22 protein-coding genes and 1 pseudogene are annotated in these 23,011 nt (G+C 61.1%); 15 read left to right on the top strand and 8 right to left on the bottom strand.

Annotated elements, in window-relative coordinates:
- Positions 1-48: 48 nt before the first annotated feature.
- Positions 49-1,986, bottom strand: a complete 1,938-nt coding sequence (locus HX807_RS05550) for an ATP-dependent DNA helicase RecQ (protein ID WP_177049460.1) — start codon at positions 1,984-1,986, stop codon at positions 49-51.
- A gap of 209 nt (positions 1,987-2,195) precedes the next feature.
- Between HX807_RS05550 and HX807_RS05555 the strand changes: the two genes are divergently transcribed.
- The 3 genes from HX807_RS05555 to HX807_RS05565 all read left to right on the top strand — a co-directional run bounded on the left by HX807_RS05555 (position 2,196) and on the right by HX807_RS05565 (position 3,622).
- Positions 2,196-2,366, top strand: coding sequence for a YhfG family protein (locus HX807_RS05555; protein WP_003213201.1), 171 nt, complete (start codon positions 2,196-2,198; stop codon positions 2,364-2,366).
- Entirely contained in the window at positions 2,366-2,959 is a 594-nt protein-coding gene (locus tag HX807_RS05560) for a putative adenosine monophosphate-protein transferase Fic (protein WP_003213199.1), read from the top strand. The genes HX807_RS05555 and HX807_RS05560 overlap by 1 nt, the downstream gene beginning before the upstream one ends.
- A gap of 309 nt (positions 2,960-3,268) precedes the next feature.
- The gene (locus HX807_RS05565; protein ID WP_134325549.1) at positions 3,269-3,622 is read left to right on the top strand and encodes a DUF1493 family protein; all 354 of its coding nucleotides are present in this window, start codon (positions 3,269-3,271) and stop codon (positions 3,620-3,622) included.
- Here HX807_RS05565 and HX807_RS31595 read toward each other — a convergent pair.
- Positions 3,600-3,722, bottom strand: a pseudogene (locus HX807_RS31595) (outer membrane lipoprotein carrier protein LolA); the annotation flags it as partial. The gene HX807_RS05565 and the pseudogene HX807_RS31595 overlap by 23 nt on opposite strands.
- 21 nt (positions 3,723-3,743) lie before the next feature.
- Between HX807_RS31595 and HX807_RS05570 the strand changes: the two are divergent.
- Entirely contained in the window at positions 3,744-4,595 is an 852-nt protein-coding gene (locus tag HX807_RS05570; protein ID WP_087692724.1) for a DMT family transporter, read from the top strand.
- A gap of 57 nt (positions 4,596-4,652) precedes the next feature.
- Here HX807_RS05570 and HX807_RS05575 read toward each other — a convergent pair whose 3' ends face one another.
- Both HX807_RS05575 and hslO read right to left on the bottom strand, forming a co-directional pair.
- Positions 4,653-6,194 (bottom strand): phosphoenolpyruvate carboxykinase, encoded by a 1,542-nt coding sequence (locus HX807_RS05575; protein WP_003213191.1) that lies wholly within the window; start codon positions 6,192-6,194, stop codon positions 4,653-4,655.
- 179 nt (positions 6,195-6,373) lie between these two features.
- Positions 6,374-7,276 carry an Hsp33 family molecular chaperone HslO gene (gene hslO, locus HX807_RS05580; RefSeq protein WP_177049462.1) on the bottom strand — a complete coding sequence of 301 codons (903 nt, stop codon included), beginning with the start codon at positions 7,274-7,276 and terminating at the stop codon, positions 6,374-6,376.
- 125 nt (positions 7,277-7,401) lie between these two features.
- Between hslO and HX807_RS05585 the strand changes: the two genes are divergently transcribed.
- A complete protein-coding gene (locus tag HX807_RS05585; RefSeq protein WP_177049463.1) occupies positions 7,402-8,202 on the top strand; it encodes a phosphatase PAP2 family protein in 801 nt (266 codons plus the stop codon).
- A 42-nt stretch (positions 8,203-8,244) separates the two neighbouring features.
- On the opposite strand, the gene HX807_RS05590 is transcribed toward HX807_RS05585, so the two are convergent.
- Positions 8,245-8,652, bottom strand: coding sequence for an RNA-binding S4 domain-containing protein (locus tag HX807_RS05590; protein WP_003213184.1), 408 nt, complete (start codon positions 8,650-8,652; stop codon positions 8,245-8,247).
- Positions 8,653-8,768: 116 nt separating this feature from the next.
- On the opposite strand from HX807_RS05590, the gene HX807_RS05595 reads away from it, so the two are divergent.
- The 3 genes from HX807_RS05595 to rimK are packed head-to-tail and all read left to right on the top strand — an operon-like array spanning position 8,769 to position 10,949.
- Positions 8,769-9,548 (top strand): EAL domain-containing protein, encoded by a 780-nt coding sequence (locus tag HX807_RS05595; RefSeq protein WP_003213183.1) that lies wholly within the window; start codon positions 8,769-8,771, stop codon positions 9,546-9,548.
- Between the two features lie 34 nt (positions 9,549-9,582).
- Positions 9,583-10,047: an ATP-dependent zinc protease gene (locus HX807_RS05600; protein ID WP_371132397.1), complete on the top strand. Its 465-nt coding sequence runs from the start codon at positions 9,583-9,585 to the stop codon at positions 10,045-10,047.
- A complete protein-coding gene (gene rimK / locus HX807_RS05605) occupies positions 10,044-10,949 on the top strand; it encodes a 30S ribosomal protein S6--L-glutamate ligase (protein ID WP_003213178.1) in 906 nt (301 codons plus the stop codon). The genes HX807_RS05600 and rimK overlap by 4 nt, the downstream gene beginning before the upstream one ends.
- 124 nt (positions 10,950-11,073) lie before the next feature.
- Here rimK and HX807_RS05610 read toward each other — a convergent pair whose 3' ends face one another.
- Positions 11,074-12,387, bottom strand: a complete 1,314-nt coding sequence (locus HX807_RS05610) for an ATP-binding protein (RefSeq protein ID WP_177049464.1) — start codon at positions 12,385-12,387, stop codon at positions 11,074-11,076.
- 116 nt (positions 12,388-12,503) lie between these two features.
- Entirely contained in the window at positions 12,504-13,244 is a 741-nt protein-coding gene (ompR, locus tag HX807_RS05615) for a two-component system response regulator OmpR (RefSeq protein ID WP_003213175.1), read from the bottom strand.
- Positions 13,245-13,601: 357 nt separating this feature from the next.
- Between ompR and HX807_RS05620 the strand changes: the two genes are divergently transcribed.
- The 7 genes from HX807_RS05620 to tauD all read left to right on the top strand — a co-directional run bounded on the left by HX807_RS05620 (position 13,602) and on the right by tauD (position 21,820).
- Positions 13,602-15,926 (top strand): Tex family protein, encoded by a 2,325-nt coding sequence (locus tag HX807_RS05620; protein WP_102367889.1) that lies wholly within the window; start codon positions 13,602-13,604, stop codon positions 15,924-15,926.
- The gene (locus HX807_RS05625) at positions 15,926-16,309 is read left to right on the top strand and encodes a PaaI family thioesterase (protein ID WP_008435797.1); all 384 of its coding nucleotides are present in this window, start codon (positions 15,926-15,928) and stop codon (positions 16,307-16,309) included. The genes HX807_RS05620 and HX807_RS05625 overlap by 1 nt, the downstream gene beginning before the upstream one ends.
- 214 nt (positions 16,310-16,523) lie before the next feature.
- Complete coding sequence (gene gshA, locus HX807_RS05630; protein ID WP_008435798.1) at positions 16,524-18,107, top strand: glutamate--cysteine ligase; 1,584 nt, start codon at positions 16,524-16,526, stop codon at positions 18,105-18,107.
- A gap of 246 nt (positions 18,108-18,353) precedes the next feature.
- A complete protein-coding gene (gene tauA / locus HX807_RS05635) occupies positions 18,354-19,331 on the top strand; it encodes a taurine ABC transporter substrate-binding protein (RefSeq protein ID WP_003213167.1) in 978 nt (325 codons plus the stop codon).
- Positions 19,332-19,349: 18 nt separating this feature from the next.
- A complete protein-coding gene (gene tauB / locus HX807_RS05640; protein WP_023659332.1) occupies positions 19,350-20,129 on the top strand; it encodes a taurine ABC transporter ATP-binding subunit in 780 nt (259 codons plus the stop codon).
- A complete protein-coding gene (tauC, locus tag HX807_RS05645) occupies positions 20,126-20,962 on the top strand; it encodes a taurine ABC transporter permease TauC (RefSeq protein ID WP_003213163.1) in 837 nt (278 codons plus the stop codon). The genes tauB and tauC overlap by 4 nt, the downstream gene beginning before the upstream one ends.
- Before the next feature lie 21 nt (positions 20,963-20,983).
- Positions 20,984-21,820, top strand: coding sequence for a taurine dioxygenase (gene tauD / locus HX807_RS05650; RefSeq protein ID WP_003213162.1), 837 nt, complete (start codon positions 20,984-20,986; stop codon positions 21,818-21,820).
- A gap of 147 nt (positions 21,821-21,967) precedes the next feature.
- On the opposite strand, the gene mgrA is transcribed toward tauD, so the two are convergent.
- Positions 21,968-23,005, bottom strand: coding sequence for an L-glyceraldehyde 3-phosphate reductase (mgrA, locus tag HX807_RS05655; protein WP_003211877.1), 1,038 nt, complete (start codon positions 23,003-23,005; stop codon positions 21,968-21,970).
- Between the last annotated feature and the right edge of the window lie 6 nt (positions 23,006-23,011).

Consider the following 23,011-nt stretch of genomic DNA (forward strand, 5'->3'; position numbering starts at 1 on the left):
GGCGGCGTCTGCCACTGGAAGGGAAAGCGCGACCCTCCAGGCCGGAAATCAGAGTGCCTCCAACCCTGCCTCCGCCCATTCACGAACCTCTGCATAGGGATACTCCTCCAGTACCGCGAAACCTGGAATCCCTCGTGCCTTCAGCTTGGTAAACAACGGCACGCTGAGACCGCATAAAAACCGTGTCAGCCGCTCCGCGCTCGGCAAGTCGCCGCTGTATTCATGGTGGCTGTGGATAAATTCACCGCACAGCGCGAGAAAGTTTTTATCCACAAGCGGCGGCAAGCTCGGCGGCGCCGGCAAGTGGGCGACGTTACCGTGGCACACCGAGCAGTGCCCGCACTGCCGGGGCGCGTTTTCATCGCCGAAATAGTGCGCCAGGCGGTAACCCAGGCACTCCTGTGTCGCGAACAGATCCAGCATGGCGTGAATTCGCGCCACCTCCGTCACCTCATGCTGCTTGAAGCCTGTGTATAACTCCGTGCTCAGCGCCTGTGGATCGAAGTCGGTATACAGCAGGGCGTAAACCTCGGTCATCTGCCGGCTTTCCATCTCGATCAGGCCTTGTTCCTGAAAGTAATCCAGGGCCTTCACCACCCGGCTGCGCTCGGCCTGGTGCTGTTGATACAGCGCGTCGAAGTCCACCGTCGCCCAGGTTTTCGCCCGTTTGCAGACCTGGATAATCGCTTCGACAAACTGCTGCCGCTCGCCGGTAAAACGCGCCAGCAATGCCTCTGGTTCAATCAAATACTTGAAGCGGTATTCGGCATAAAACGCGTAGCGCGGCGCAATCACACCCTTGAGTTCAAGCTGCACGAGCAAGGTCTTCAGCGGTAGTTCACGGATGTTGCTGTGGTCCGACAGTGACCGGAGCATAAACTCCCACTGTCCATCGGCACGGACCGCCTGTATTTCCTCCAGGACTCGGCGAATACCTTCCTGTTCCGGCGTATCGCCGTACACAAAGTTTTCCAGGATATTCAGGCTGTCGCGGTTGGCCAGAACCAGACACTCAGACGGCTGCCCGTCACGCCCGGCGCGGCCGATTTCCTGGCTGTAGTTCTCGATGGATTTGGGCAGGTCGAAGTGCACCACGTTGCGGATATCGCTTTTGTCGATGCCCATGCCGAAGGCAATGGTGGCGACGATGCAGTTGGACTGCCCGCCCATGAATCGCTTCTGAATGGCCTCCCGCTTATCGTGAGCCAGGCCCGCGTGATAAGCCTCGGCCTGGATTCCATTGCGATTCAAATGCTCGGCAATCTGCTCCGCGGTTTTTTGCAGCGTGACGTAGACGATGCTTGGCTGATTGGCTCGCTCCTGCATCCACGTCACCAGCCGTCGTCGCTTGTCCTGGCCACTGACGGGCTCAACCAGCAGGTTGAGGTTGGAGCGGTAGAAGCCGGTGGTGATCACATCGTCAGGTGCAATGGCGAACTTGGCCTGCATGTCGGCGATCACCTTGGGCGTCGCCGTGGCGGTCAGCAGCAGCGCCTGGGGGATGCGGAACTGGCGTTGGTAATCCGGCAGCTTCAGGTAGTCCGGGCGAAAGTTATGGCCCCATTCGGAAATGCAGTGAGCCTCATCCACCACCAGCAGCGAGATCGGCACGCTTTGCAGGAAGTTGCGAAAGCGCTCGTTCTTCAAGCGCTCCACGGAAACCATCAGGATCTTCAGCTCGCCCGAACGCGCCCGGGCCATGACGTCATTGGCATCATCGCGGCTCTGGGCCGAGTCGATGCTGCCCGCCGAGATACCGTGGCGCTGCAGGAAACCCAACTGGTCCTGCATCAGCGCCAGCAATGGCGACACCACCAGCGTCAGGTGCGGCAGCAACACGGCGGAAAGTTGATAACACAGGGACTTGCCGGAACCGGTGGGAAAAATCGCCGCCGCCGAACGGCCGGCCAGCACGGCACTGACCACCGCCTCCTGGCCCAAACGAAACTGTGGATAACCAAAGACCTGTTGGAGGGTGTTGTGCATAAGCTGTCACTCCATTGACCGCTGAACGAGCCCAAAACATAGACCAGCGCATTCAGCGAATCGAGAAAGGTCGCAAGGAAAAAAGAGTCTGGATGATACACAGCCTGGGAAGTGGAGTAGGCACCCGTAAGAATCGTTCCAACCTTACGCGGGACGCATCTCGAAACTCATTGCGCTACAATCAACCTTCGCACCGAGAGGACGCTGTCATGGCCGAACTGACGTTTGAGCAAAAGCAGGATCACTACGACAAGATCCGTCGTTCCAACTACCTGGCCAGCCTGCGCCTGGAAGGGTTCGACACCCAGCCCGCCGACGTCGACAAACCCCTGCCGACCCGCGAAGCCGTCCTCGCCAAGTACCGCAACACCCCACGCTGATGCTCGACAAATATGGCGTGGGCCAGGACCCGTACTGCTACCCCGGTAGCAGCGTCCTGCGTAACCGCCTCGATTTGTTTGACGAAGAACGCCTGCACCAGGCCGAGCGGGAACTGTCTGAAATCGCTGTCGGCAGCCTTCCGCTGTATCCCCCGCCCTACGACCTGGAACGCCTGCAACACATCCACCGCACCCTGTTCGCAGACATTTACGAATGGGCCGGGGAACTGCGTACGGTCAACATCCAGAAAGGCGACACGCTGTTCTGCACACCGGAGCGTATCCCGCCTGAGGCGAGCAAGATCATCCAGCACATGGCGCAGGCCAACTGGTTTGTCGGGGTTACCCAGGCAGAGTTGGTGACGCAAATTGCCGAGGCCTATGGCGACCTCAACGTGATCCACCCGTTTCGCGAAGGGAATGGCCGGGCGCAGCGGATTCTGTTCGAGCAGATCATCGTGAATGCCGGGTTTTCAGTGAACTGGTGGCTGGTGAAGAACGCAGCGTGGATACCGGCGAACATCGATGCGGTGGCGTGCGATTATCGGGGGTTGGAGGCGATTTTCGAGCGGTGTATCAGCACCCCGCGCTAGCCCCGATCGTTCCCTACGCTCCGCGTGGGAATGCCGCCAGGGACGCTCCGCGTCCCGTCATCCGCGCACGACCCAAGCCATGAACACTGGTGACGCGGAGCGTCACGGGATGCATTCCCACGCGGAGCGTGGGAACGATCAAATGTGGGAGCTGGCTTGCCTGCGATAGCGGAGTGTCAGACAACACCTTTACCACTGAAACACCGCCATCGCGGGCAAGCCCGCCTCCCACATTTGACCAGTTTCGTTTGAAGGATCGCGGTGCCATCGATAAAGTCGGTCGCCTCCACCCACTCTCGCGTAACCACCATGAACCTGGCCCCCAACTTCCCCGAAGACATCGCGATGCAGCAGCTCCTGCAACTGCTGCATGAAGAAATTGGCCTGCCCGAACATAAGACGTTGCGCCTTGAAACCGCCATCAACCTCGAACTGGGCTGCGACGGCACCGAAGCCAATCAATTGATGGAAGCTCTGGAGCAAGACTTCGCTGTCGACTTGAACGACTACGACGCTTATCGTTATTTCCAACCTCCCGTCTTCGATGTCTTCCTGAAGCACAGAGCCAAAGGCCGCGGCGACAAAATCCCGCTGACCATCGGCATGCTTTACCTGGCTATCAAGGCCCAACGCTGGGACACGCAAACCCTGGAAAACCTGTAGGAGCGAGCTTGCTCGCGAAAAACCTGAGAGCGCCGCGTTCCCCCTGAAAGCCCGCATTATCGTTAACGACCTTCGCGAGCAAGCTCGCACCTACAACCAAGGACCTTACATGGACGTAATAATGGGCCTGCTGGCCGCCCTGCTCTGGGGCGGCACGGACTTCCTCGTGGGCCTCAACGCCCGAGCTGTCGGCGTCAAACGCGCGGTGTACTTCGGCCAGGCGCTGGGCTTCCTGATCATGACCCTGCTGCTGGTCATATTCCCGGCCTTCCTCGTCAAATCCCTCGCGGCGCCTTTGAGTGTGTGGCTCCTGGGAGCCGCAGCAGCCCTGCTGACCGTCTCCGGCGCCCTTGCGCTGTCCAAGGCCTTCTCGCTGGGCAAAGCGGCGATTGTCGCGCCGCTGGTGACGTCCTACGGTGTCGTGACTACTTTGCTGTCATGGGCCAGCGGCGAACACATCAGCCTGATCCAACTCGGCTGCATCGCTCTCTGCGTAATTGGCGTGATCCTGTCCAGCATTCACAAGGACAATGGCGTCCCTCACAACAGTTCCAGCCGCTCAATCGCCTACGCGATGCTCGCAGCGTTGCTCTACGGCACAAGCTTTTGGGTGCAGGGCCGCTACACCCTGCCGACGCTTGGCCCGGTCACGATGCTTTGGCTTGGGTATTTGGTTGGCCTGTGCGTCCTGGTGTTGATGGTGCTTAAGATCAAAGACGGCCTGAAAATCCCACCGCTGAAAAACTGCGCAACGCTGACCAGCGCGAGCCTGATGAACCTGGGTGGGTTCTCGGCGTTCTCGTGGGGCGCAATGGCGGGGTCGGTTTCCGTGGTGACGGTGATCAGCACCCTGTCCGGTGGGATCGCCGCGATTCTGGGGTTTGTGTTTTTCAAGGAGCGGCTGTCAGCGGTGCAAGTGACCGGTGTGGTGCTGGTGTTAGTGGGAGCCGTGGTTCTGCACCTCGTCGACTGATCCTTCGCCCACAAAAAAGCCGCCCACTAGGGGCGGCTTTTTCACAACGGCCGAATCTTACAACTTCGGACCCGCAGCCTTGATCGCATCGCTCACTTCAAACTTCTTGAAGTTCTCGATGAACAGACCCGCCAGCGCTTTCGCCGCTTCATCGTAGGCAGCCTTGTCAGCCCAGGTGTTACGTGGGTTCAACAGGCCAGTCTCGACGCCCGGTACAGCCAATGGCACGTCCAGGTTGATGGTGTCCAGGTGCTCGGTCTCGGCACCAATCAACGCACCGCTCTGGATCGCTGCAATCACGCCACGGGTGGTCGGGATGTTGAAGCGCTTGCCAACGCCGTAGCCGCCGCCGGTCCAGCCGGTGTTGACCAGGTAGACCTTGGAGCCGAAGCCGCGCACGCGCTTGATCAGCAGTTCTGCGTATTCACCAGCCGGGCGTGGGAAGAATGGCGCGCCGAAGCAGGTGGAGAAGGTCGACTTGATGCCGCCGCCCGAACCCATTTCGGTCGAGCCCACCAGAGCGGTGTAGCCGGACAGGAAGTGGTAGGCCGCTTGTTCTTCGCTGAGGATCGACACGGGCGGCAGTACGCCGGTCAGGTCGCAGGTCAGGAAGATCACAGCGTTTGGCTCGCCACCGAGGTTTTTCTCGGAACGCTTGGCCACGTGCTCCAGCGGGTAGGCGGCGCGGCTGTTCTGGGTCAGGCTGACGTTGGTGTAGTCGGCGTGCTTGGCATCGTCGATCACCACGTTTTCGAGCACGGTGCCGTGCTTGATGGCTTTCCAGATCACCGGCTCGTTCTTCTCGGACAGGTCGATGCACTTGGCATAGCAACCGCCTTCGATGTTGAACACCACACCTTCGCCCCAGCCGTGTTCGTCGTCGCCGATCAGGTAGCGGCTTTCGTCGGCGGACAGGGTGGTTTTACCGGTGCCCGACAGACCGAAGAACAGGGTCACGTCGCCGGCTTCGCCGATGTTGGCTGCGCAGTGCATCGGCAGCACGTCGGAGGCCGGCAGCAGGAAGTTCTGCACCGAGAACATGGCTTTTTTCATCTCACCGGCGTAACGCATGCCGGCGATCAGGACTTTTTTCTGGGCGAAGTTGAGGATCACGCAACCGTCGGAGTTGGTGCCGTCACGCTCTGGCACGCATTCGAAGTTGGCCACGTTGAGCACTTGCCACTCTTCACGACCGGCCGGGTTGTACTGGGCCGGGTTGATGAACAGGCAACGACCGAACAGGTTCTGCCAGGCAGTCTGGGTGGTCATTTTCACGGCCAGGTAGTGGTCTTCTGCAGCCCCTACGTGAACGTGGGAAACGAAATGCTCTTGCGCGTTGTTGAATGCCTCGACGCGAGCCCACAGGGCATCGAACTTGTCGGCCGGGAACTTGCGGTTGATCGGGCCCCAGGCAATGGCAGCCTGGGTGGAAGGCTCTTCAACGATGAAGCGGTCGACTGGCGAACGGCCGGTACGGTGACCGGTTTCTACGACCAGCGCACCGGTATCGGCAAGCACGCCTTCACCGCGCTGCAGGGCTTCTTTGACCAGATCGTCAACACTCAGATCGGTGTATACGGCGTTATTGGCTTGCGTCATGAGGTTCCCCGTCGGCCAGTGGCCGAGTGCTCCAAACGTTTTGTAGTAGAAAGTTGCGCACTACTACCGCGAAAAAAGTGGGCCGGATTATGCCAGAAAAGCCCAAAAAGAGTAGGGCCCTCCGGTCAGAACGGCGGAAATCCGGCGTTTGTCAGGTGATTTACCTGTGCTTAAACGTTTTAGTGGCGGGTGCCTGAAGGGGTGTCTACGCCCGCGCCGGCGAATAATTGAGCAATATCGGCGGCGTCGAACAGGTAGCGCTGGTTACAGAACTGGCAGTCGATCTCGATGTTGCCACCGTGTTCCACCACCAGGTCCTGCGCATCTTCCAGGCCCAGGCTGACCAGGGCCGTGGCCGAGCGTTCGCGGGAGCAGCTGCAGTGGAAGCGCAGGGACTGCACGTCGAACAGGCGCACGGCCTCTTCGTGGTAGAGGCGGTGCAGGATGGTTTCGTTATCCAGGCCCAGCAACTCTTCGGCTTTCAGGGTGCCGGCCAGGGCGGTGATGTGGGCCCAGCTGTCGGCGCGGTCTTCTTCGTCCTTGATGCGGTCGGCCGGCAGTTGTTGCAGCAGCAGGCCACGGGCGCGCTTGCCGTCGGCGTTGAGCCAGAAGCGGGTGCCCACTTGCTGGGACATCACGAAATAATTGGTGAAGCAGTCGGACAGGGTTTCGCCGTCGAGGTCGACGATACCCTGGTAACGCTGGCCTACCGTCGGGTCGACGGTCAGGGCCAGCACGCCGCCTGGCATCAGGTCAGCCAGGGTCGCATCGGCGGCGATGCGGTCCGCGTCGTAGCGGGCCAGCCCACGGATTTCGCGCTCGCTGGAGCATTCGATCATCAGCAGCGGGATCGGGCCTTCGGAGCGGGCCTGCAGGATCAGCAAGCCATCGAACTTCAGGGTGCCCACCAGCAGCGAGGCAGCCGCCATCAGTTCGCCGAGCAATTGCGCGACCGGCTCCGGATAGGGGTGCTTGGCGAGGACTTCGGCATAGCTGCGCTCCAGGGCGACCAGTTCGCCGCGGGCGTCGCTGTCGTCGAAGATGAAGCGTTGGGTGAAGTCGGTATCCGGTAGATCAGTCATAGGTCTGGGTATCTGAATTGATGACAAAAAGATGACAAGGTTTATAGAATTACACGCTTTAGCACCGTTTTGGTGCGGCCTTCTGCGGGAAAACGAAGCGCTTTAAAGCTAAGAGGAAACAGTTTATGAACAATCCGGGTTTGTTCCAAGCCAGGTGGGACCTCGGTCGATTGGCCCTGTGTAATTTACTCGCTGTGGGGCTGCTGTGTTTTTGGCTCTGGCCGGCGGGCCAGGCGCTCTGCACGGTTTTCGACGAGTGGCTGTTTCATCTGCTCAATGACCCGCTGGCAAGCAGCTCCGCGTGGCTGCATGTGTGGGCGGTGGCCAGTTTGCGGCCGTTTGACGCGGTGGTCGGGGTGATTCTGCTGACGCTGTTGATCCGTGGCGACTGGGTGTTCAAGGCGATTGAAGTGCGCCAGGCGTTTTTCGGCTTCCTGGGCATTCTGCTGCTGTTGCTGTTTATCCGCATGCTGTTTTCCAAGCTGGCGGCGCAGATGGGCTGGCAACACCATAGCCCGTCGATGGTGATCAGCGGCGCGATTCAGATGAGCGACTATTTCCCGGGCCTGGAGAAGACATGGGAGTTGAAGGACCGCTCCAGCCAGAGCTTCCCGGGGGATCATGCATCGGTATTGCTGATCTGGGGCATGTTCATGACCGTGTTTGCCAAGCGGATCGGGCAGGTGCTGGTGATCTGGGGCTTGGCGCTGCTGTTCATGATGCCGCGGCTGGTGGCCGGTGCGCATTGGGGGCAGGACGATTATATCGGTGGGGTGTTGCTGGCGCTGTTGGCGTTGGGCTGGGGTTACTACACGCCCTTTGCAGCGAAGGTTTCGCGGGGGCTGGTGCGAGTGACGAGCCCGGTGTTTGAGTTGTTTCGGCGAGTACCGCTGGTTAAGCGCTTGAGCGTGATTCGCAGCGTTTGAGTTGAAATAGCAGGAGCCGACCTGGCTCCTGCGGTCTGCCGATTAATCATCATTGCCACTGCCGCGAAACTTGAACAGGTCACGCCGCTGTTTCTTGCTTGGCTTGCCGTCGGTGGTCATGCCCAGGGACCCCGCCTTGCGCATGGCCGCCGCGTTTTCGCGCTTGGCGATGCTGGCTTCGGTCTCGGTATACAACGCCTGCGCCTCGGGAGCGCCCCTTCGCACAATTGAAAGCGCCTGGACCACGACGGTTCGTTCATCAAACCCGGCACGGATCTGGAACTCATCGCCGATGCGCGGCTCCTTGCCGGGCTTGCAACGCTCGCCGCGCCAATGCACCTTGCCACTCTCGATCGCCGCCTTGGCCAACGCACGGGTCTTGAAGAAACGCGCCGCCCACAACCACTTGTCCAAACGGACTTTTTCTTCCTCTTCCTGCTTCTGAGCCACTTGAATTCCTCGCTCTGAAAAATGTCGCAACTTTACCGCTGAAACCCTTCAACGCATAAACCCTTGAGCTCACCTAAGATACGCCAGGTAGCATCCTGTTTTCGCGAGGTTAACGTGTGACCGACTTTCCCATTTCACTGACCTCGCCCAAACAAGCCTGTGCGGGCTGCCAGCAAAGTGAGCCGCTGGGCTTTGAGTTCGCCTTTGCGTATCAGCCTATCGTGGACCTGCGTGACCAGTCGGTCTTTGCCCATGAAGCCTTGGTGCGCGGCGTCAACGGTGAGGGCGCGTTGACGGTGCTGGATCAGGTCAACGACAGCAATCGCTACCGTTTCGACCAGCAATGCCGCACCCGCGCGATCGCCACCGCTTCGACACTCAACATGCAGACGCACCTTTCAATCAACTTCATGCCCAATGCGGTCTATCGACCAGAACTGTGCATCCGCAGCACCCTGGAGGCGGCCCGGGCGCATAATTTTCCGTTGGATCGGCTGATTTTCGAGACCCTGGAAAGCGAGCATGTAGATAACTATCGCCATTTGACGAATATTCTGCGTGAATACCGCGAATTCGGCTTCAAGACCGCCATCGACGATTTCGGGGCGGGCTATTCGGGGCTGAATCTGCTGGCCGATTTCCAACCTGACCTGATCAAACTCGACATGGCGCTGATCCGCGATGTCGACCGTGATCGTGTCCGTCAGGTGATCGTCCGGGGGATTGTCACAATCTGTGAGCAGTTGGGCGTTACTGTCATCGCCGAGGGCATCGAAAGCGCCGGCGAGCGGGACTTTCTCGCCGACTGTGGAATATTTCTGATGCAGGGCTACTGGTTCGCCAAGCCTGCATTCAAAGCCCTGGCCGAGGTATCACCCGCCGCCTGGGCGAATTAATTGCCGGTTATTCATATTGAAGACATTTGACCATTTGACCGTTGTGGGTCTGCGTGAGTGGGTGGCACTTCCCGACTTGGGAGTGGCAGGCCTGCGCGCCAAGATCGACACCGGCGCCAGTACCTCAAGCCTGCATGCCACCGAGATCGAGCCATTTGAGCGCGACGGTGCAAAGTGGGTGCGCTTCACCGCGCACCTGGGCAGCGTGGTGCAACTGCGTCACCGGCGCTGCGAAGCACCGCTGGTGGCGATGAAAACCATTAAAAGCTCCAACGGCCAGGCCCAGGTGCGGTATGTGATCAGCACCACCCTGGCCCTGGGCGATCGGGTATGGCGGGTGGAATTCACCCTCGCCTGCCGCAAGGCCATGCGTTACCGCCTGTTGCTGGGCTCCAAGGCCCTGATTGACGGCCAACTGGTGGTCAGTCCCGGCGTCAAATACGTTCAAGACAAGCCGGTGTTCCCGGTCTCTACTACCTCTGCCACAGGTGCTGCATGAAGATCGCTGTGCTGTCGCGTAACCCGCGTCTGTATTCCACCCGTCGCCTGGTCGAGGCCGGCACCGAACGTGGCCATGAGATGGTGGTGATCGATACGTTGCGCGCCTATATGAACATTGCCAGTCATAAGCCGCAGATCCACTACCGGGGCAAACCGCTGGAAGGCTTCGATGCGGTGATCCCGCGTATCGGTGCTTCCGTGACGTTCTATGGCTGCGCGGTACTGCGCCAGTTTGAAATGATGGGGGTGTCTCCCCTCAATGAATCGGTGGCTATCGCCCGTTCGCGGGACAAGCTGCGCTCGCTGCAGTTGCTGTCGCGCCGTGGCATTGGCTTGCCGGTCACCGGCTTTGCGCACTCCCCGGATGACATTCCCGACCTGATCGAGATGGTCAACGGCGCGCCGCTGGTGATCAAGGTGCTGGAAGGCACCCAGGGCATCGGCGTGGTGCTGTGTGAAACCGCGACTGCGGCCGAGTCGGTGATCGAGGCGTTCATGGGCCTCAAACAGAACATCATGGTGCAGGAGTACATCAAGGAAGCCGGCGGTGCGGATATCCGCTGCTTCGTGGTGGGCGACAAGGTGATTGCCGCGATGAAGCGCCAGGCCAAGCCGGGTGAGTTTCGGTCCAACCTGCACCGTGGCGGCAGTGCCAGCCTGATCAAGATCACCCCGGAAGAACGCATGACCGCACTGCGGGCAGCCAAGGTCATGGGGTTGAGCGTGGCGGGTGTGGATATATTGCGCTCCAACCACGGGCCGCTGGTGATGGAGGTGAACTCGTCACCGGGCCTGGAAGGAATTGAGACCACCACCGGCAAGGATGTGGCGGGGATCATCATTCAGCATCTGGAGAAGAGTGGTGGGCCGAATATGACGCGCACCAAAGGCAAGGGCTGAATACACCCGACCTATAAAGCACCGCAAAACCAGTGTGGGAGCGGGCTTGCTCGCGAAGGCGGTGGATCAGTCGACATTTCTATGGACTGACCCACCGCCTTCGCGAGCAAGCCCGCTCCCACATTTAGACCGCGTCCCTGGGCAACATCAGCCCCAACGGCAAGCGCACTCGCGCTTCCAGGCCGCCATCCGGCCGGTTGCGCAATTCGACATTGCCGCCATGCATCGAAGCAATCCGCCGCACAATCGCCAGCCCCAGGCCCGTGCCTTTGCCACCCCGGGCACGGTCGCCGCGGGTGAACGGGTTGAAGATACCTTCCAGTTCCGCCGGATCGATGCCGGCACCACGGTCCATGACACTCAGCACCACGTAAGGCGCACTGGTATCCCCGGAAACGTAGGCTGCTACTTCCACATCGGAACCAGCGTGATGCAGCGCGTTACCAATCAGGTTATTCAGCAGGCGCTTCATCGAAACCCGACGCAACGCGAACGGCTGGATCGGTTCCAGGCGCATCCGCACCTGCTCGCCGTTCTGGTTGTAGGGCGCCACCACCTCACGTACCAGGTCCGTCAGGTCGACCTCTTCCACCACCTCGTCCCGGCCATCGCGGATAAACGCCAGGAACTGGTCGAGAATCGCGTCCATGTCCTCGATGTCTCGAACCATGTCGTCGGTAAGGTCGGTGTGGTTACCCATCAGTTCCAGGGAAAGCCGCAGACGCGTCAGCGGCGTGCGCAGGTCATGGGACACCCCCGCCAGCATCAGCTCGCGCTCGCGCCCCGCCTGTTCGACATCCTCGGCCATCTGGTTGAACGCGCTGTACACCTCGGTCATTTCACTCGGCGTATCGCTGATGGGCAGGCGCACACTGCGGCCCTGGCCCAGCTGGCGTGCCGCAAATACCAGGCGCTTGAGCGGCTGGTTGAGCTGGCGCACGAAAATCCAGGCAGACGCGGTGGAAAGCAAGCCAATCGCCAGGAACCAGCCCAGCACGTTCCAGATCTTCTGCCCCCGCAACGGATGCGGATACAGCGGCACTTTCAGCCAGTCCTCCCCCAGGCTCGGCGCTCGCACCCACAGCGCCGGCGACACATGCATGCGCAGCCGCACCTCGGTGTCGTCACCCAGTTCGGCCTGCATCTGGCGCTGGTAGATTTCGCTGTAGGGCCAATGTTGCTCGCCCTCGGGCACGCCCGCGCCCGCGACCCGGACCAGGGTAGCGGCCTTGGCGATCTTCTCGCGGTTCTCGGGGTCTGCGGCCCAGTAGGCGCGCAAGGTCAGCGCGACACCATGGCTGTACTGCCGGTCCACCAGCACGTCTTCGTTCATCAACAGATAAACCAGTGTCAGGGCCTTGGAAAACAGTACGACGATGAGCACCAGCCAAAGGGTGCGTGAGAAGAAACTCTGCGGGAACCACAACGGGGTTTTCATAAAAGACAGCTGGACACCTTGCAGGAGCGAGCCAAGCTCGCAGAATTGCAAACGCCGGGCAACCGGCTGACTCTTATCGAGTCATCACCGGCACGCCCGCCTCTGCAAATCATCGGTCACTTGGTTGCAGTGCCATCCGGCACAAACACGTAACCCACACCCCACACCGTCTGGATATAACGCGGCTTGGATGGATCGGGCTCGATCATCCGGCGCAGACGGGAGATCTGTACGTCGATGGAGCGCTCGAGGGCGTCCCACTCGCGGCCACGGGCCAGGTTCATCAGCTTGTCGCGGGTCAGCGGCTGGCGAGCGTTCATCACCAGTGCCTTGAGCACGGCGAATTCGCCGGTGGTCAGCATGTGCACTTCATCGCCACGCTTGAGCTCACGGGTGGCCAGCGACAACTCGTAGTCGCCGAAGGTCACGCTTTCGTCCTCGCTGCCTGGAGCGCCCGGTACCGGGGCGGCCTGGCGACGCAGTACGGCCTTGACCCGTGCCATCAGCTCGTCCGGGTTGAACGGCTTGGCCAGGTAATCGTCGGCGCCCAGTTCCAGGCCCTTGATGCGGCTCAGCTCATCGCCCTTGGCGGTCAGCATGATGATCGGGATCTGATTGTTGGCGCCGCGCAGGCGTTTGCAGGCGGTCAGGCCGTCTTCGCCGGGCAGCATCAGGTCCAGCACCACCAGGTTGAAGACTTCACGTCCCAACAGGCGGTCCATCTGTTCGGTGTTTGGCACCGCGCGGGCACGGTAGCCCTTGGAGTTGAAGAAACGCTCCAGCAGGCTGCTCAGCCCCGGATCGTCATCAACGATGAGAATTTTTTCGCCTTCAGCAGTTTGTGCAGTGCTGCTCATTAGATGCTCCTCTTATCTCGGCGCGCATTATGGCGTAGCTGCCGTTATACGCACCGTGTGCATTGTTAGCAGATTTTTCCTCTACCGCCAGCGAACCCGCGCCCTACAACCTTGGCGGCAATCCCCCCAAGGGCAGAACGCTGGTTATAATGCGGCGCCTTTGTGCAGGGCAACGTCAGTTCGTTACCGTTTACTGCCAGGGGATTTTTTTCACCCGCTTGTAGTGATTTTTTCGATTTCGAGGGTCAATAGGCTGCCTCTTGACCCAGGCAGCGGCGCCAGACGGGCCGCTCAACCAGCCTCGCGAGCCTTGTTTTCCGGGCCTGCGAGCCTGCTTTCAGAATTTCAGGTGGTTTTATGGACAGCATCAACAGCCGCATCGCCGAGGAACTCGGCGTACGCCCACAACAGGTCGAAGCGGCCGTCGCTCTACTGGATGAAGGCTCCACAGTGCCCTTCATCGCCCGTTACCGTAAAGAAGTCACCGGCAGCCTCGATGATATCCAGTTGCGGCATCTGGAAGAGCGCCTGCGCTACCTGCGAGAACTCGACGAACGGCGTATCAGCATCCTCGCCAGCATCGAAGAGCAAGGCAAGCTGACCCCGCAGCTGGAACGCGACATCAAGCTCGCCGACACCAAGACCCGCCTCGAAGACTTGTACCTGCCGTACAAGCAGAAGCGCCGCACCAAGGGCCAGATCGCCCTGGAAGCCGGCCTCGGCGAGCTGGCCGACGGTCTGTTCAACGACCCGTCCCTGGCCCCGGAAACCGAAGCTGCACGCTTTGTCGATGCCGAAAAAGGCGTGGCCGACGTCAAGGCCGCCCTCGAAGGCGCCAAGTACATCCTCATGGAGCGCTTCGCCGAAGACGCCAACCTGCTGGAAAAACTGCGCAACTACCTGAAGCAGGAAGCCACCCTGAGTGCCCGCGTGATCGCCGGCAAGGAAGAGGAAGGCGCCAAGTTCCGCGATTACTTCGAACACGACGAGCCGCTGAAAAGCATGCCGTCCCACCGTGCACTGGCGATTTTCCGCGGCCGCAACGAAGGCATCCTGAGCTCCGCGCTGAAAGTCGGCGACGAGCTGCCAGGCACCATGCACCCGTGCGAAGGCATGATCGGTCAACAGTTCGGCATCCAGAATCAGAATCGTCCTGCGGACAAGTGGCTCAGTGAAGTCGTGCGCTGGACCTGGAAGGTCAAGCTCTACACCCACCTGGAAACCGACCTGCTGGGCGAGTTGCGCGACGGCGCCGAAACCGAAGCCATCAGCGTATTCGCCCACAACCTGCACGACCTGCTGCTGGCCGCACCCGCCGGCCCACGCGCAACCCTGGGCCTCGACCCGGGCCTGCGCACCGGCTGCAAGGTTGCCGTGGTCGACGCCACCGGCAAGCTGCTGGATCACGCCACGGTTTACCCCCACGTGCCGCACAACAAGTGGGACCAGACCATCGCCATCCTGGCCGCCCTGTGCGCCAAGCACTCGGTGGACCTGATTGCCATCGGCAACGGCACCGCCAGCCGTGAAACCGACAAGCTGGCCGCCGAGCTGATCAAAAAATACCCAGGCATGCAGATGACCAAGGTGATGGTCTCCGAGGCCGGCGCTTCGGTGTACTCCGCGTCTGAACTGGCTTCCAAGGAATTCCCGGACCTCGACGTGTCGATCCGTGGCGCCGTGTCCATTGCTCGCCGCCTGCAGGACCCACTGGCCGAGCTGGTGAAGATCGACCCGAAATCCATCGGCGTCGGCCAGTACCAGCACGACGTGTCGCAGCTGAAACTGGCTCGCGGCCTGGACGCCGTGGTTGAAGACTGCGTGAACGCCGTGGGCGTGGACGTAAACACCGCTTCGGTTGCGCTGCTGGCCCGCATCTCCGGCCTCAACGCCACCCTGGCGCAGAACATCGTGACCCACCGCGACGAAAACGGTGCGTTCAAGACCCGTGCAGCACTGAAAAAAGTCGCACGCCTTGGCGAAAAAACCTTCGAGCAAGCCGCCGGCTTCCTGCGCGTCATGAACGGTGACAACCCGCTGGACTCCTCGGCTGTCCATCCGGAAGCCTACCCGCTGGTACAACGCATCGCCGCTGAAACCGACCGCGACATCCGCTCGCTGATCGGCGACGCCGCGTTCCTCAAGCGCCTGGACCCGAAGAAGTACACCGACGAAACCTTCGGCGTGCCGACCATCACCGACATCCTGCAAGAGCTGGAAAAACCTGGCCGCGACCCGCGTCCCGAGTTCAAGACCGCCGAATTCCAGGAAGGCGTCGAAGACCTCAAGGACCTGCAACTGGGGATGATCCTCGAAGGCGTGGTGACCAACGTGACCAACTTCGGCGCGTTTGTGGATATCGGCGTGCATCAGGACGGTTTGGTGCACATCTCTGCGCTTTCGGAGAAGTTCATCAAGGACCCGCGTGAAGCGGTGAAAGCCGGTGATGTGGTCAAGGTCAAGGTCATGGAAGTCGACATCCCGCGCAAACGCGTCGGCCTGTCGATGCGCATGAGCGACACCCCGGGCGAGAAAATCGACGGTGCCCGCGGTGCACGCCCGGGCTCGGCGCCTCGCCAGTCCCAAGGCGCCGCCCCCCGTAAGGAAACCGCTGCGCCAGCCCCGGCCAACAACGCCATGGCTTCGCTGTTCGCCAACGCCAAACAACTGAAGAAACGTTAATGGAACTGCCAGCCGGCTTGACCCACAGCGCTTTCAGCGAACTCATTGGCTGCCGCCTGCAGCGCCTGGAAACCGGTGTTGCCGAGGTGGCCATGACCCTGGAACCGCAGTTGCGCAACCGCGCTGGCAAGCTCCATGGCGGGGCGATCTTCAGCCTGGTGGACATTGCCATGGGGCTGGCGTGTTCCAGCTCCCATGGTTTCGACCAGCAAAGCGCGACCATCGAATGCAAGATCAACTACATCCGCGCTGTTTCCGACGGCGATGTGCTGTGCACCGCCCGGGTGATTCACCCGGGTCGGCGCACGCTGGTGGTCGAGGCGGACGTGTACCAGGACGAAAAACTGGTCGCAAAAGCACAAGGCACCTTCGCTGTCCTATAGCTCCCTGTCATCGATTTGAGTTAATTTCGGCGCTTCGAAAGTTGCGCCGAACTTTTCCTCGTGCGCGATAGCCAGATTCAGGGACGAGGGCGGCTCTTTCAGAGTGGGTCAATCCGGCTCAAAAACCAGGCGATAACGCCAGTTTCCACTTCACCCTTGTAGACCGTCCTGACCACCCCCATATTGGGGCGACTGACGCGTGAAGGAATCCAACTTGAGCGAACTTCTCAACCGCCGCCTGGCCCTGCTCGGCAAGCACGAACACCTCTCTTTGCTCGAGCAATGCCTGCACGGCATCGAGCGCGAATGCCTGCGCGTCACCGGTGAAGGCCGACTGGCACAAACGCCGCATCCCGAGGCCCTGGGCGCTGCACTGACCCACGAACAGATCACCACCGACTATTCCGAGTCGCTGCTTGAGTTCATCACGCCGGCGTTGCCCAACCCAGCCGATACCCTGAGCAGCCTCGACAAGATCCACCGTTTTGCCTACAGCAAGCTCGGCAGCGAGTACCTGTGGAGTCCATCGATGCCGTGCCCGTTGCCGGCCGAGGAAGATATTCCGATTGCCTACTACGGCACCTCCAACATCGGACAGCTCAAGTACGTGTATCGCAAGGGCCTGGCCCTGCGGTACGGCAAGACCATGCAGTGCATCGCCGGGATCCACTACAACTTTTCCCTGCCGGAAGACCTCTGGCCGTTGCTCAAGGAAGCCGAAGGCTTCGTGGGCACCGACCGGGATTACCAGTCCACGGCCTATATCGCGCTGATCCGCAACTTCCGCCGCTACAGCTGGCTGCTGATGTACCTGTTCGGCGCCTCGCCGGCCCTGGACGCGGGTTTCCTGCGCGGTCGTTCGCACCAGCTCGAAGTGCTGGACGCCGACACCCTGTACCTGCCGTACGCCACCAGCCTGCGCATGAGCGACCTGGGTTACCAGAGCAACGCCCAGGCCGGCCTGACGCCGTGCTACAACGACCTGGCGAGCTACACCGACAGCCTGCGCGAAGCTGTGGCAACACCCTACGCACCGTACGTCGAAGTCGGTACCCATAAGGACGGTGAGTGGGTTCAGCTCAACACCAACATCCTGCAGATCGAAAACGAGTACTACTCCAACATCCGGCCCAAGCGCGTGACCTACACCGGCGAACGGCCGATCCAGGCGCTGATGGCCCGTGGCATCCAGTACATCGAAGTGCGTTGCCTGGACATCAACCCGTTCCTGCCGATGGGCATCGACTTGCAAGAGTCGCGCTTCCTCGATGCGTTCCTGCTGTATTGCGCGCTGAATGACAGCCCGCTGTTCGCCGACAATGAGTGCGGCAACGCCACCTCCAACTTCCTCAGCGTGGTCAAGGAAGGCCGCCGTCCGGGCCTGCAATTGCAGCGCCGTGGCGAATCGGTGGACATGAAGGAATGGGCGGCAGAGCTGCTGGAGCAGATTGCTCCGCTGGCGGCGATGCTGGACCAGAGCCAGGGCATCAATGAACACAGCCAGGCGCTGGACGCGCAGCTGGCGAAGGTCAAGGATTCGTCCCTGACCCCGTCGGCCCAGGTGCTGGCGGCGATGAGCGAGCGTAAAGAGAGCTTTGCGCAGTTCTCGCTGCATCAGAGCCAGGTGCATGCGGAGTACTTCCGCAGCGAGCCGTTGAAGGCAGAGGAACAGGCACGTTTTGAGGAGCTGGCGCGCAGTTCGCTGGCGCAGCAGGCGGAGCTTGAGCAGAACGAAGTGGGTGATTTTGACGTGTTTGTCGGGTCGTACCAGGCGAGCATCCTCGCTATCAGCAACTAAAAGCCTGACACAGACCCCTGTGGGAGCGGGCTTGCTCGCGAAAGCGTTGTATCAGTCGATGTATTCGGTGACTGATTCACCGCTTTCGCGAGCAAGCCCGCTCCCACATTTGACCTATGCGCCTTCTAGCCTGGCGCGCGAGTTTCTCCTCATAAGCTAATTCGAAAATGTTATTTATTTTCGGATTCTTAGATCATTTAGTCTTCTCACACGCCGACCTCCGGCCGCCTGATGAGGACTTCCCCCTTGAAACTGCACTTCCCCCTTCGCCTCTTGGCGGCGTTGTCCCTGGCCGGTGCCAGCCTGTTTGCCCAGGCCGCCGACGTGACCATCGCTTACCAGACCACCGTTGACCCGGCGAAAGTCGCTCAGGCCGACGGCGCGTACGAAAAAGCCACCAACGCCAAGATCGACTGGCGCAAATTCGACAACGGTGCCGACATCATCGCCGCCATCGCTTCCGGTGACGTGCAGATCGGCTACCTCGGTTCCAGCCCGCTGACCGCTGCCGTGACCCGCAAGGTTCCGGTGGAAACCTTCCTGATCGCCACCCAGATCGGCGGGGCCGAGGCCCTGGTGGCCCGCAACGGTTCCGGGATCAACAGCCCGCAGGACCTGATCGGCAAGAAAGTCGCCGTGCCATTCGTTTCCACCGGCCACTACAGCCTGCTGGCCGCGTTGAAGCACTGGAACATCGACCCGTCCAAAGTGACCATCCTCAACCTCGCCCCGCCGGCCATCATCGCCGCCTGGAAACGTGGTGATATCGACGCCACCTACGTGTGGGACCCAGCGCTTGGCGTGGCCAAGGAAAACGGCAAGGTGCTGATCACCTCCGGCGAACTGGCCAAGTTCGGCGCGCCGACCTTCGATGCCTGGATCGTGCGCAAGGATTTCGCCGAGAAGCACCCGGAAATCGTCACGGCTTTTGCCAAGGTCACCCTGGATGCCTACGCCGCTTACCGCAAAGACCCACAAGCCTGGCTGGCTGACAAAGGCAACGTCGACAAACTGGTGAAGCTCTCCGGGGCCAAGGCCAGCGACATTCCGCTGCTGCTGCAAGGCAACGTCTACCCGCTGGCGGCTGACCAGGTCACCCTGCTCGGCGCACCGACCACCAAGGCTGTCACCGATACCGCCGCGTTCCTCAAGGAACAAGGCAAGGTCGACGCCGTACTGCCGGACTACGCCCCGTACGTCAGCCCGAAGTTCATCACTAACTGATACCAGGAGTTAACCGCGATGGCCTTGCTACAACTGGAGCGCATCAGCGCACAGTACCCAGGCAGCCCGGAGCCAGTACTGGCAGATATTTCCCTGAGCCTTGGGCCCCAGCAATTACTGGTGGCCCTCGGCCCTTCCGGCAGTGGCAAGACTTCGCTGTTGAACCTGATTGCCGGCTTTGTCGAACCCAGCGCCGGGCGCATCACCCTTGACGGTGTGCCGGTAAAAGGACCGAGCGCCGAACGCGGCGTGGTGTTCCAGGACGACGCCCTGCTGCCCTGGCAGGACGTGCTGGCCAACGTCGGCTTCGGCCTGGAGTTGGCAGGCGTGCCCAAGGACCAGCGGGAAATCCGCGCCCGGGAAATGCTCGCCCTGGTGGACCTCGCCGGTTTCGACAGCCGTCGTATCTGGCAACTCTCCGGTGGCCAGAAGCAACGTGTCGGACTGGCTCGTGCATTGGCTGCCGACCCCCGCGTACTGCTGATGGACGAACCCTTCGGCGCCCTTGATGCCTTCACCCGCGAACAGATGCAGGAGCTGTTGCTGCAAGTCTGGCGGCGCACGGCCAAACCGGTATTCCTGATTACCCACGACATCGAAGAAGCGGTGTTCCTCGCCACGGATTTGATTCTGCTGGCGCCCAACCCCGGCCAGATCGTCGAGCGCCTGAGCCTGGACTTCGGCCAGCGCTACGCCGCCGGTGAGTCGGCACGCGCGATCAAGTCCGACCCGCGCTTTATCGAAACCCGCGAACACGTGCTGGGCAAGGTGTTCTCCCAACGGCAGGTGTCCGCATGAGCAGTTACGAATTACCGGCCACGGCCACCAAGCCGGCGAGCAAACCCGTCGTGCCCGTACGCCGCAGCCTGAGCACCCGCTGGATCAGCGTGCTGACCCTGGTGACCCTGGTTGCCATCTGGTGGGCCGTGACCGCCAGCGGGCTGATCGAGCCGCTGTTCCTGCCACCGCCTTCGGCCGTGCTGCAAAAAGGCTGGCTGCTGGCGACCACCGGCTACATGGATTCCACCCTGTGGCAGCACCTGGGCGCGAGCCTCAAGCGCATCGGCCTGGGCCTCGGCTTTGCCGTGCTGACCGCCGTGCCGGTGGGGATTGCCATCGGCTCCAACCGCATCGCCCGGGGCATTCTGGATCCGCTGATCGAGTTTTACCGCCCGATCCCGCCGCTGGCTTACCTGCCGCTGATCGTGATCTGGTGCGGCATCGGCGAGCTGTCCAAGGTGTTGCTGATCTACCTGGCGATTTTTGCGCCGATCGCCATCGCGACCGCCACCGGCGTACGTACCGTCGACCCGGCCAAACTGCGCGCCGCGCAGTCGTTGGGCGCGACCCGGGCACAACTGATTCGCCATGTGATCCTGCCGAGCGCCCTGCCCGACATCCTCACCGGCGTGCGGATTGGCCTGGGCGTGGGTTGGTCGACCCTGGTAGCCGCAGAATTGATCGCGGCCACCAGCGGCCTGGGCTTCATGGTGCAGTCCGCCGCGCAATTCCTGGTCACCGACGTGGTGGTGCTGGGGATTCTGGTGATCGCGCTGATCGCCTTCGCCATGGAAATGGGCTTGCGTGCCCTGCAGCGCAAACTGGTGCCGTGGCATGGCCAGGCACACTGAAAAATTTTCGACGAGAATCCCATGAGCAGCCTGACCGTAACACCTCTCAGCACCGCCCTTGGCGCCCAGATCAGTGGCGTCGACATCACCCAACCGTTGAACATTGAAGACCGCGACGCCATCGAACAGGCGCTGCTCAAGCATTCGGTGCTGTTCTTCCGTAACCAGCCAATCAACCCGCAGCAACAGGCGCGGTTCGCGGCGAATTTCGGCGACCTGCACATTCACCCGATCTACCCCAACGTGCCGGAGCAGCCAGAAGTGCTGATCCTCGACACCGCCGTGACCGACGTGCGCGACAACGCCATCTGGCACACCGACGTGACCTTCCTGCCCACCCCGGCCCTCGGTGCGGTACTGAGCGCCAAGCTGCTGCCGGAGTTTGGTGGCGATACGTTGTGGGCCAGCGGGATTGCCGCGTATGAGGCGCTGTCCGAGCCGTTCAAGAAACTGTTGGACGGTTTGACGGCAACCCATGACTTCACCCGCTCCTTCCCGCTGGAGCGTTATGGCAACACGCCGGAAGATTTGGCGCGCTGGGAAGAAGCCCGGCGCAAGAACCCGCCGCTGTCTCACCCGGTGATTCGTACGCATCCGGTGAGCGGGCGTAAGTCGCTGTTCGTCAGCGAGGGGTTCACCAGCAAGATCAACGAACTGGAGCCGGCGGAAAGCGACGTGGTGTTGAAGCTGCTGTTTGCCCATGCAACACGGCCGGAATTCACCATTCGCTGGCGTTGGCAGGAAAATGACGTGGCGTTCTGGGATAACCGCGTGACCCAGCATTACGCGGTGGATGATTACCGGCCGCAGCGGCGGGTGATGCATCGGGCGACGATTCTTGGAGATGTGCCGTTCTAGCAGGCACACCACAAATCAAATGTGGGAGCGGGCTTGCTCGCGAAAGCGGTGAATCAGTCGACATATCCAGTGACTGACACTCCGCTTTCGCGAGCAAGCCCGCTCCCACATTGGGTAGAGGTTGATGCAGGAATCGGGCTCTACCGCTTATTCAGCCGTAGACGGCTTCTCCCACAAGTTAATCCCGCCTTCCTGGGCAAACCGATCAATCTCCGCCAGTTCCTGCGCGCTGAAGCTCAGGTTCTGCAACGCACCGACGTTTTCAATGATCTGCTCCGGCCGGCTCGCGCCGATCAGGGCGCTGGTGACCCGTGGATCACGCAACGTCCACGCCAACGCCATCTGCGCCAGGCTCTGGCCACGGCGCTTGGCAATTTCATTCAGCGCGCGGGCGTGGGCGATGTTGGCCTCGGACAAGTGCTTGGCCTGCAACGAACCACCCCCCGGGCGATTGACCCGCGCATCCGCCGGTACGCCGTTGAGGTATTTGTCGGTCAGCAGGCCCTGGGCCAATGGCGTGAACGCGATCACCCCGGCACCGAGTTCTTCGGTGACGTCCAGCAGGTCTTTTTCCACCCAGCGGTTGAGCAGGTTGTAGGCCGGCTGGTGGATCAGCAGCGGGACTTTCCACTCCTGGAGCAGCGCCGCAATTTCCCGGGTTTTCACGCCGGAGTAGGACGAGATCCCGATGTACAACGCCTTGCCCTGTTGCACGGCGGTGGCTAGTGCGCTGGCGGTTTCTTCCAGCGGGGTGTCGGCATCAAAACGGTGGGAATAGAAGATATCCACGTAATCGACGCCCAGGCGTTGCAGGCTCTGGTCGAGGCTCGCCAGCACGTACTTGCGCGAACCGCCGCCCTGGCCATAAGGGCCCGGCCACATGTCCCAGCCCGCCTTGCTGGAGATGATCAGTTCATCGCGGTAATGCTTGAAGTCTTCCCGCAGCAAACGACCGAAGTTGATCTCGGCGCTGCCGTATGGAGGGCCGTAGTTGTTGGCCAGGTCGAAGTGGTTGATACCCAGGTCGAACGCGGTGCGCAGCAAGGCGCGCTGGGTATCGATCGGGGTGCTGTCGCCAAAGTTGTGCCACAGCCCCAGGGACAGTGCCGGCAGCACCAGTCCGCTGCGACCTACGCGGCGGTAAGGAATAGATTCATAGCGGTTTTCGGCAGCAATGTAAGTCATCGAATC

Origin of the sequence: Pseudomonas sp. D8002 (assembly GCF_013385695.1) — a bacterium.
In the GTDB taxonomy this organism is placed as follows: Bacteria; Pseudomonadota; Gammaproteobacteria; order Pseudomonadales; family Pseudomonadaceae; genus Aquipseudomonas.

Bases quoted from the DNA above. Each gene is read 5' to 3' on its own strand.
- HX807_RS05550 (WP_177049460.1), bottom strand. From the start codon at position 1,986: ATGCACAACACCCTCCAACAGGTCTTTGGTTATCCACAGTTTCGTTTG.
- HX807_RS05555 (WP_003213201.1), top strand. From the start codon at position 2,196: ATGGCCGAACTGACGTTTGAGCAAAAGCAGGATCACTACGACAAGATC.
- HX807_RS05560 (WP_003213199.1), top strand. From the start codon at position 2,366: ATGCTCGACAAATATGGCGTGGGCCAGGACCCGTACTGCTACCCCGGT.
- HX807_RS05565 (WP_134325549.1), top strand. From the start codon at position 3,269: ATGAACCTGGCCCCCAACTTCCCCGAAGACATCGCGATGCAGCAGCTC.
- HX807_RS05570 (WP_087692724.1), top strand. From the start codon at position 3,744: ATGGGCCTGCTGGCCGCCCTGCTCTGGGGCGGCACGGACTTCCTCGTG.
- HX807_RS05575 (WP_003213191.1), bottom strand. From the start codon at position 6,194: ATGACGCAAGCCAATAACGCCGTATACACCGATCTGAGTGTTGACGAT.
- hslO (WP_177049462.1), bottom strand. From the start codon at position 7,276: ATGACTGATCTACCGGATACCGACTTCACCCAACGCTTCATCTTCGAC.
- HX807_RS05585 (WP_177049463.1), top strand. From the start codon at position 7,402: ATGAACAATCCGGGTTTGTTCCAAGCCAGGTGGGACCTCGGTCGATTG.
- rimK (WP_003213178.1), top strand. From the start codon at position 10,044: ATGAAGATCGCTGTGCTGTCGCGTAACCCGCGTCTGTATTCCACCCGT.
- HX807_RS05610 (WP_177049464.1), bottom strand. From the start codon at position 12,387: ATGAAAACCCCGTTGTGGTTCCCGCAGAGTTTCTTCTCACGCACCCTT.
- ompR (WP_003213175.1), bottom strand. From the start codon at position 13,244: ATGAGCAGCACTGCACAAACTGCTGAAGGCGAAAAAATTCTCATCGTT.
- HX807_RS05620 (WP_102367889.1), top strand. From the start codon at position 13,602: ATGGACAGCATCAACAGCCGCATCGCCGAGGAACTCGGCGTACGCCCA.
- HX807_RS05625 (WP_008435797.1), top strand. From the start codon at position 15,926: ATGGAACTGCCAGCCGGCTTGACCCACAGCGCTTTCAGCGAACTCATT.
- tauB (WP_023659332.1), top strand. From the start codon at position 19,350: ATGGCCTTGCTACAACTGGAGCGCATCAGCGCACAGTACCCAGGCAGC.
- tauC (WP_003213163.1), top strand. From the start codon at position 20,126: ATGAGCAGTTACGAATTACCGGCCACGGCCACCAAGCCGGCGAGCAAA.
- tauD (WP_003213162.1), top strand. From the start codon at position 20,984: ATGAGCAGCCTGACCGTAACACCTCTCAGCACCGCCCTTGGCGCCCAG.
- mgrA (WP_003211877.1), bottom strand. From the start codon at position 23,005: ATGACTTACATTGCTGCCGAAAACCGCTATGAATCTATTCCTTACCGC.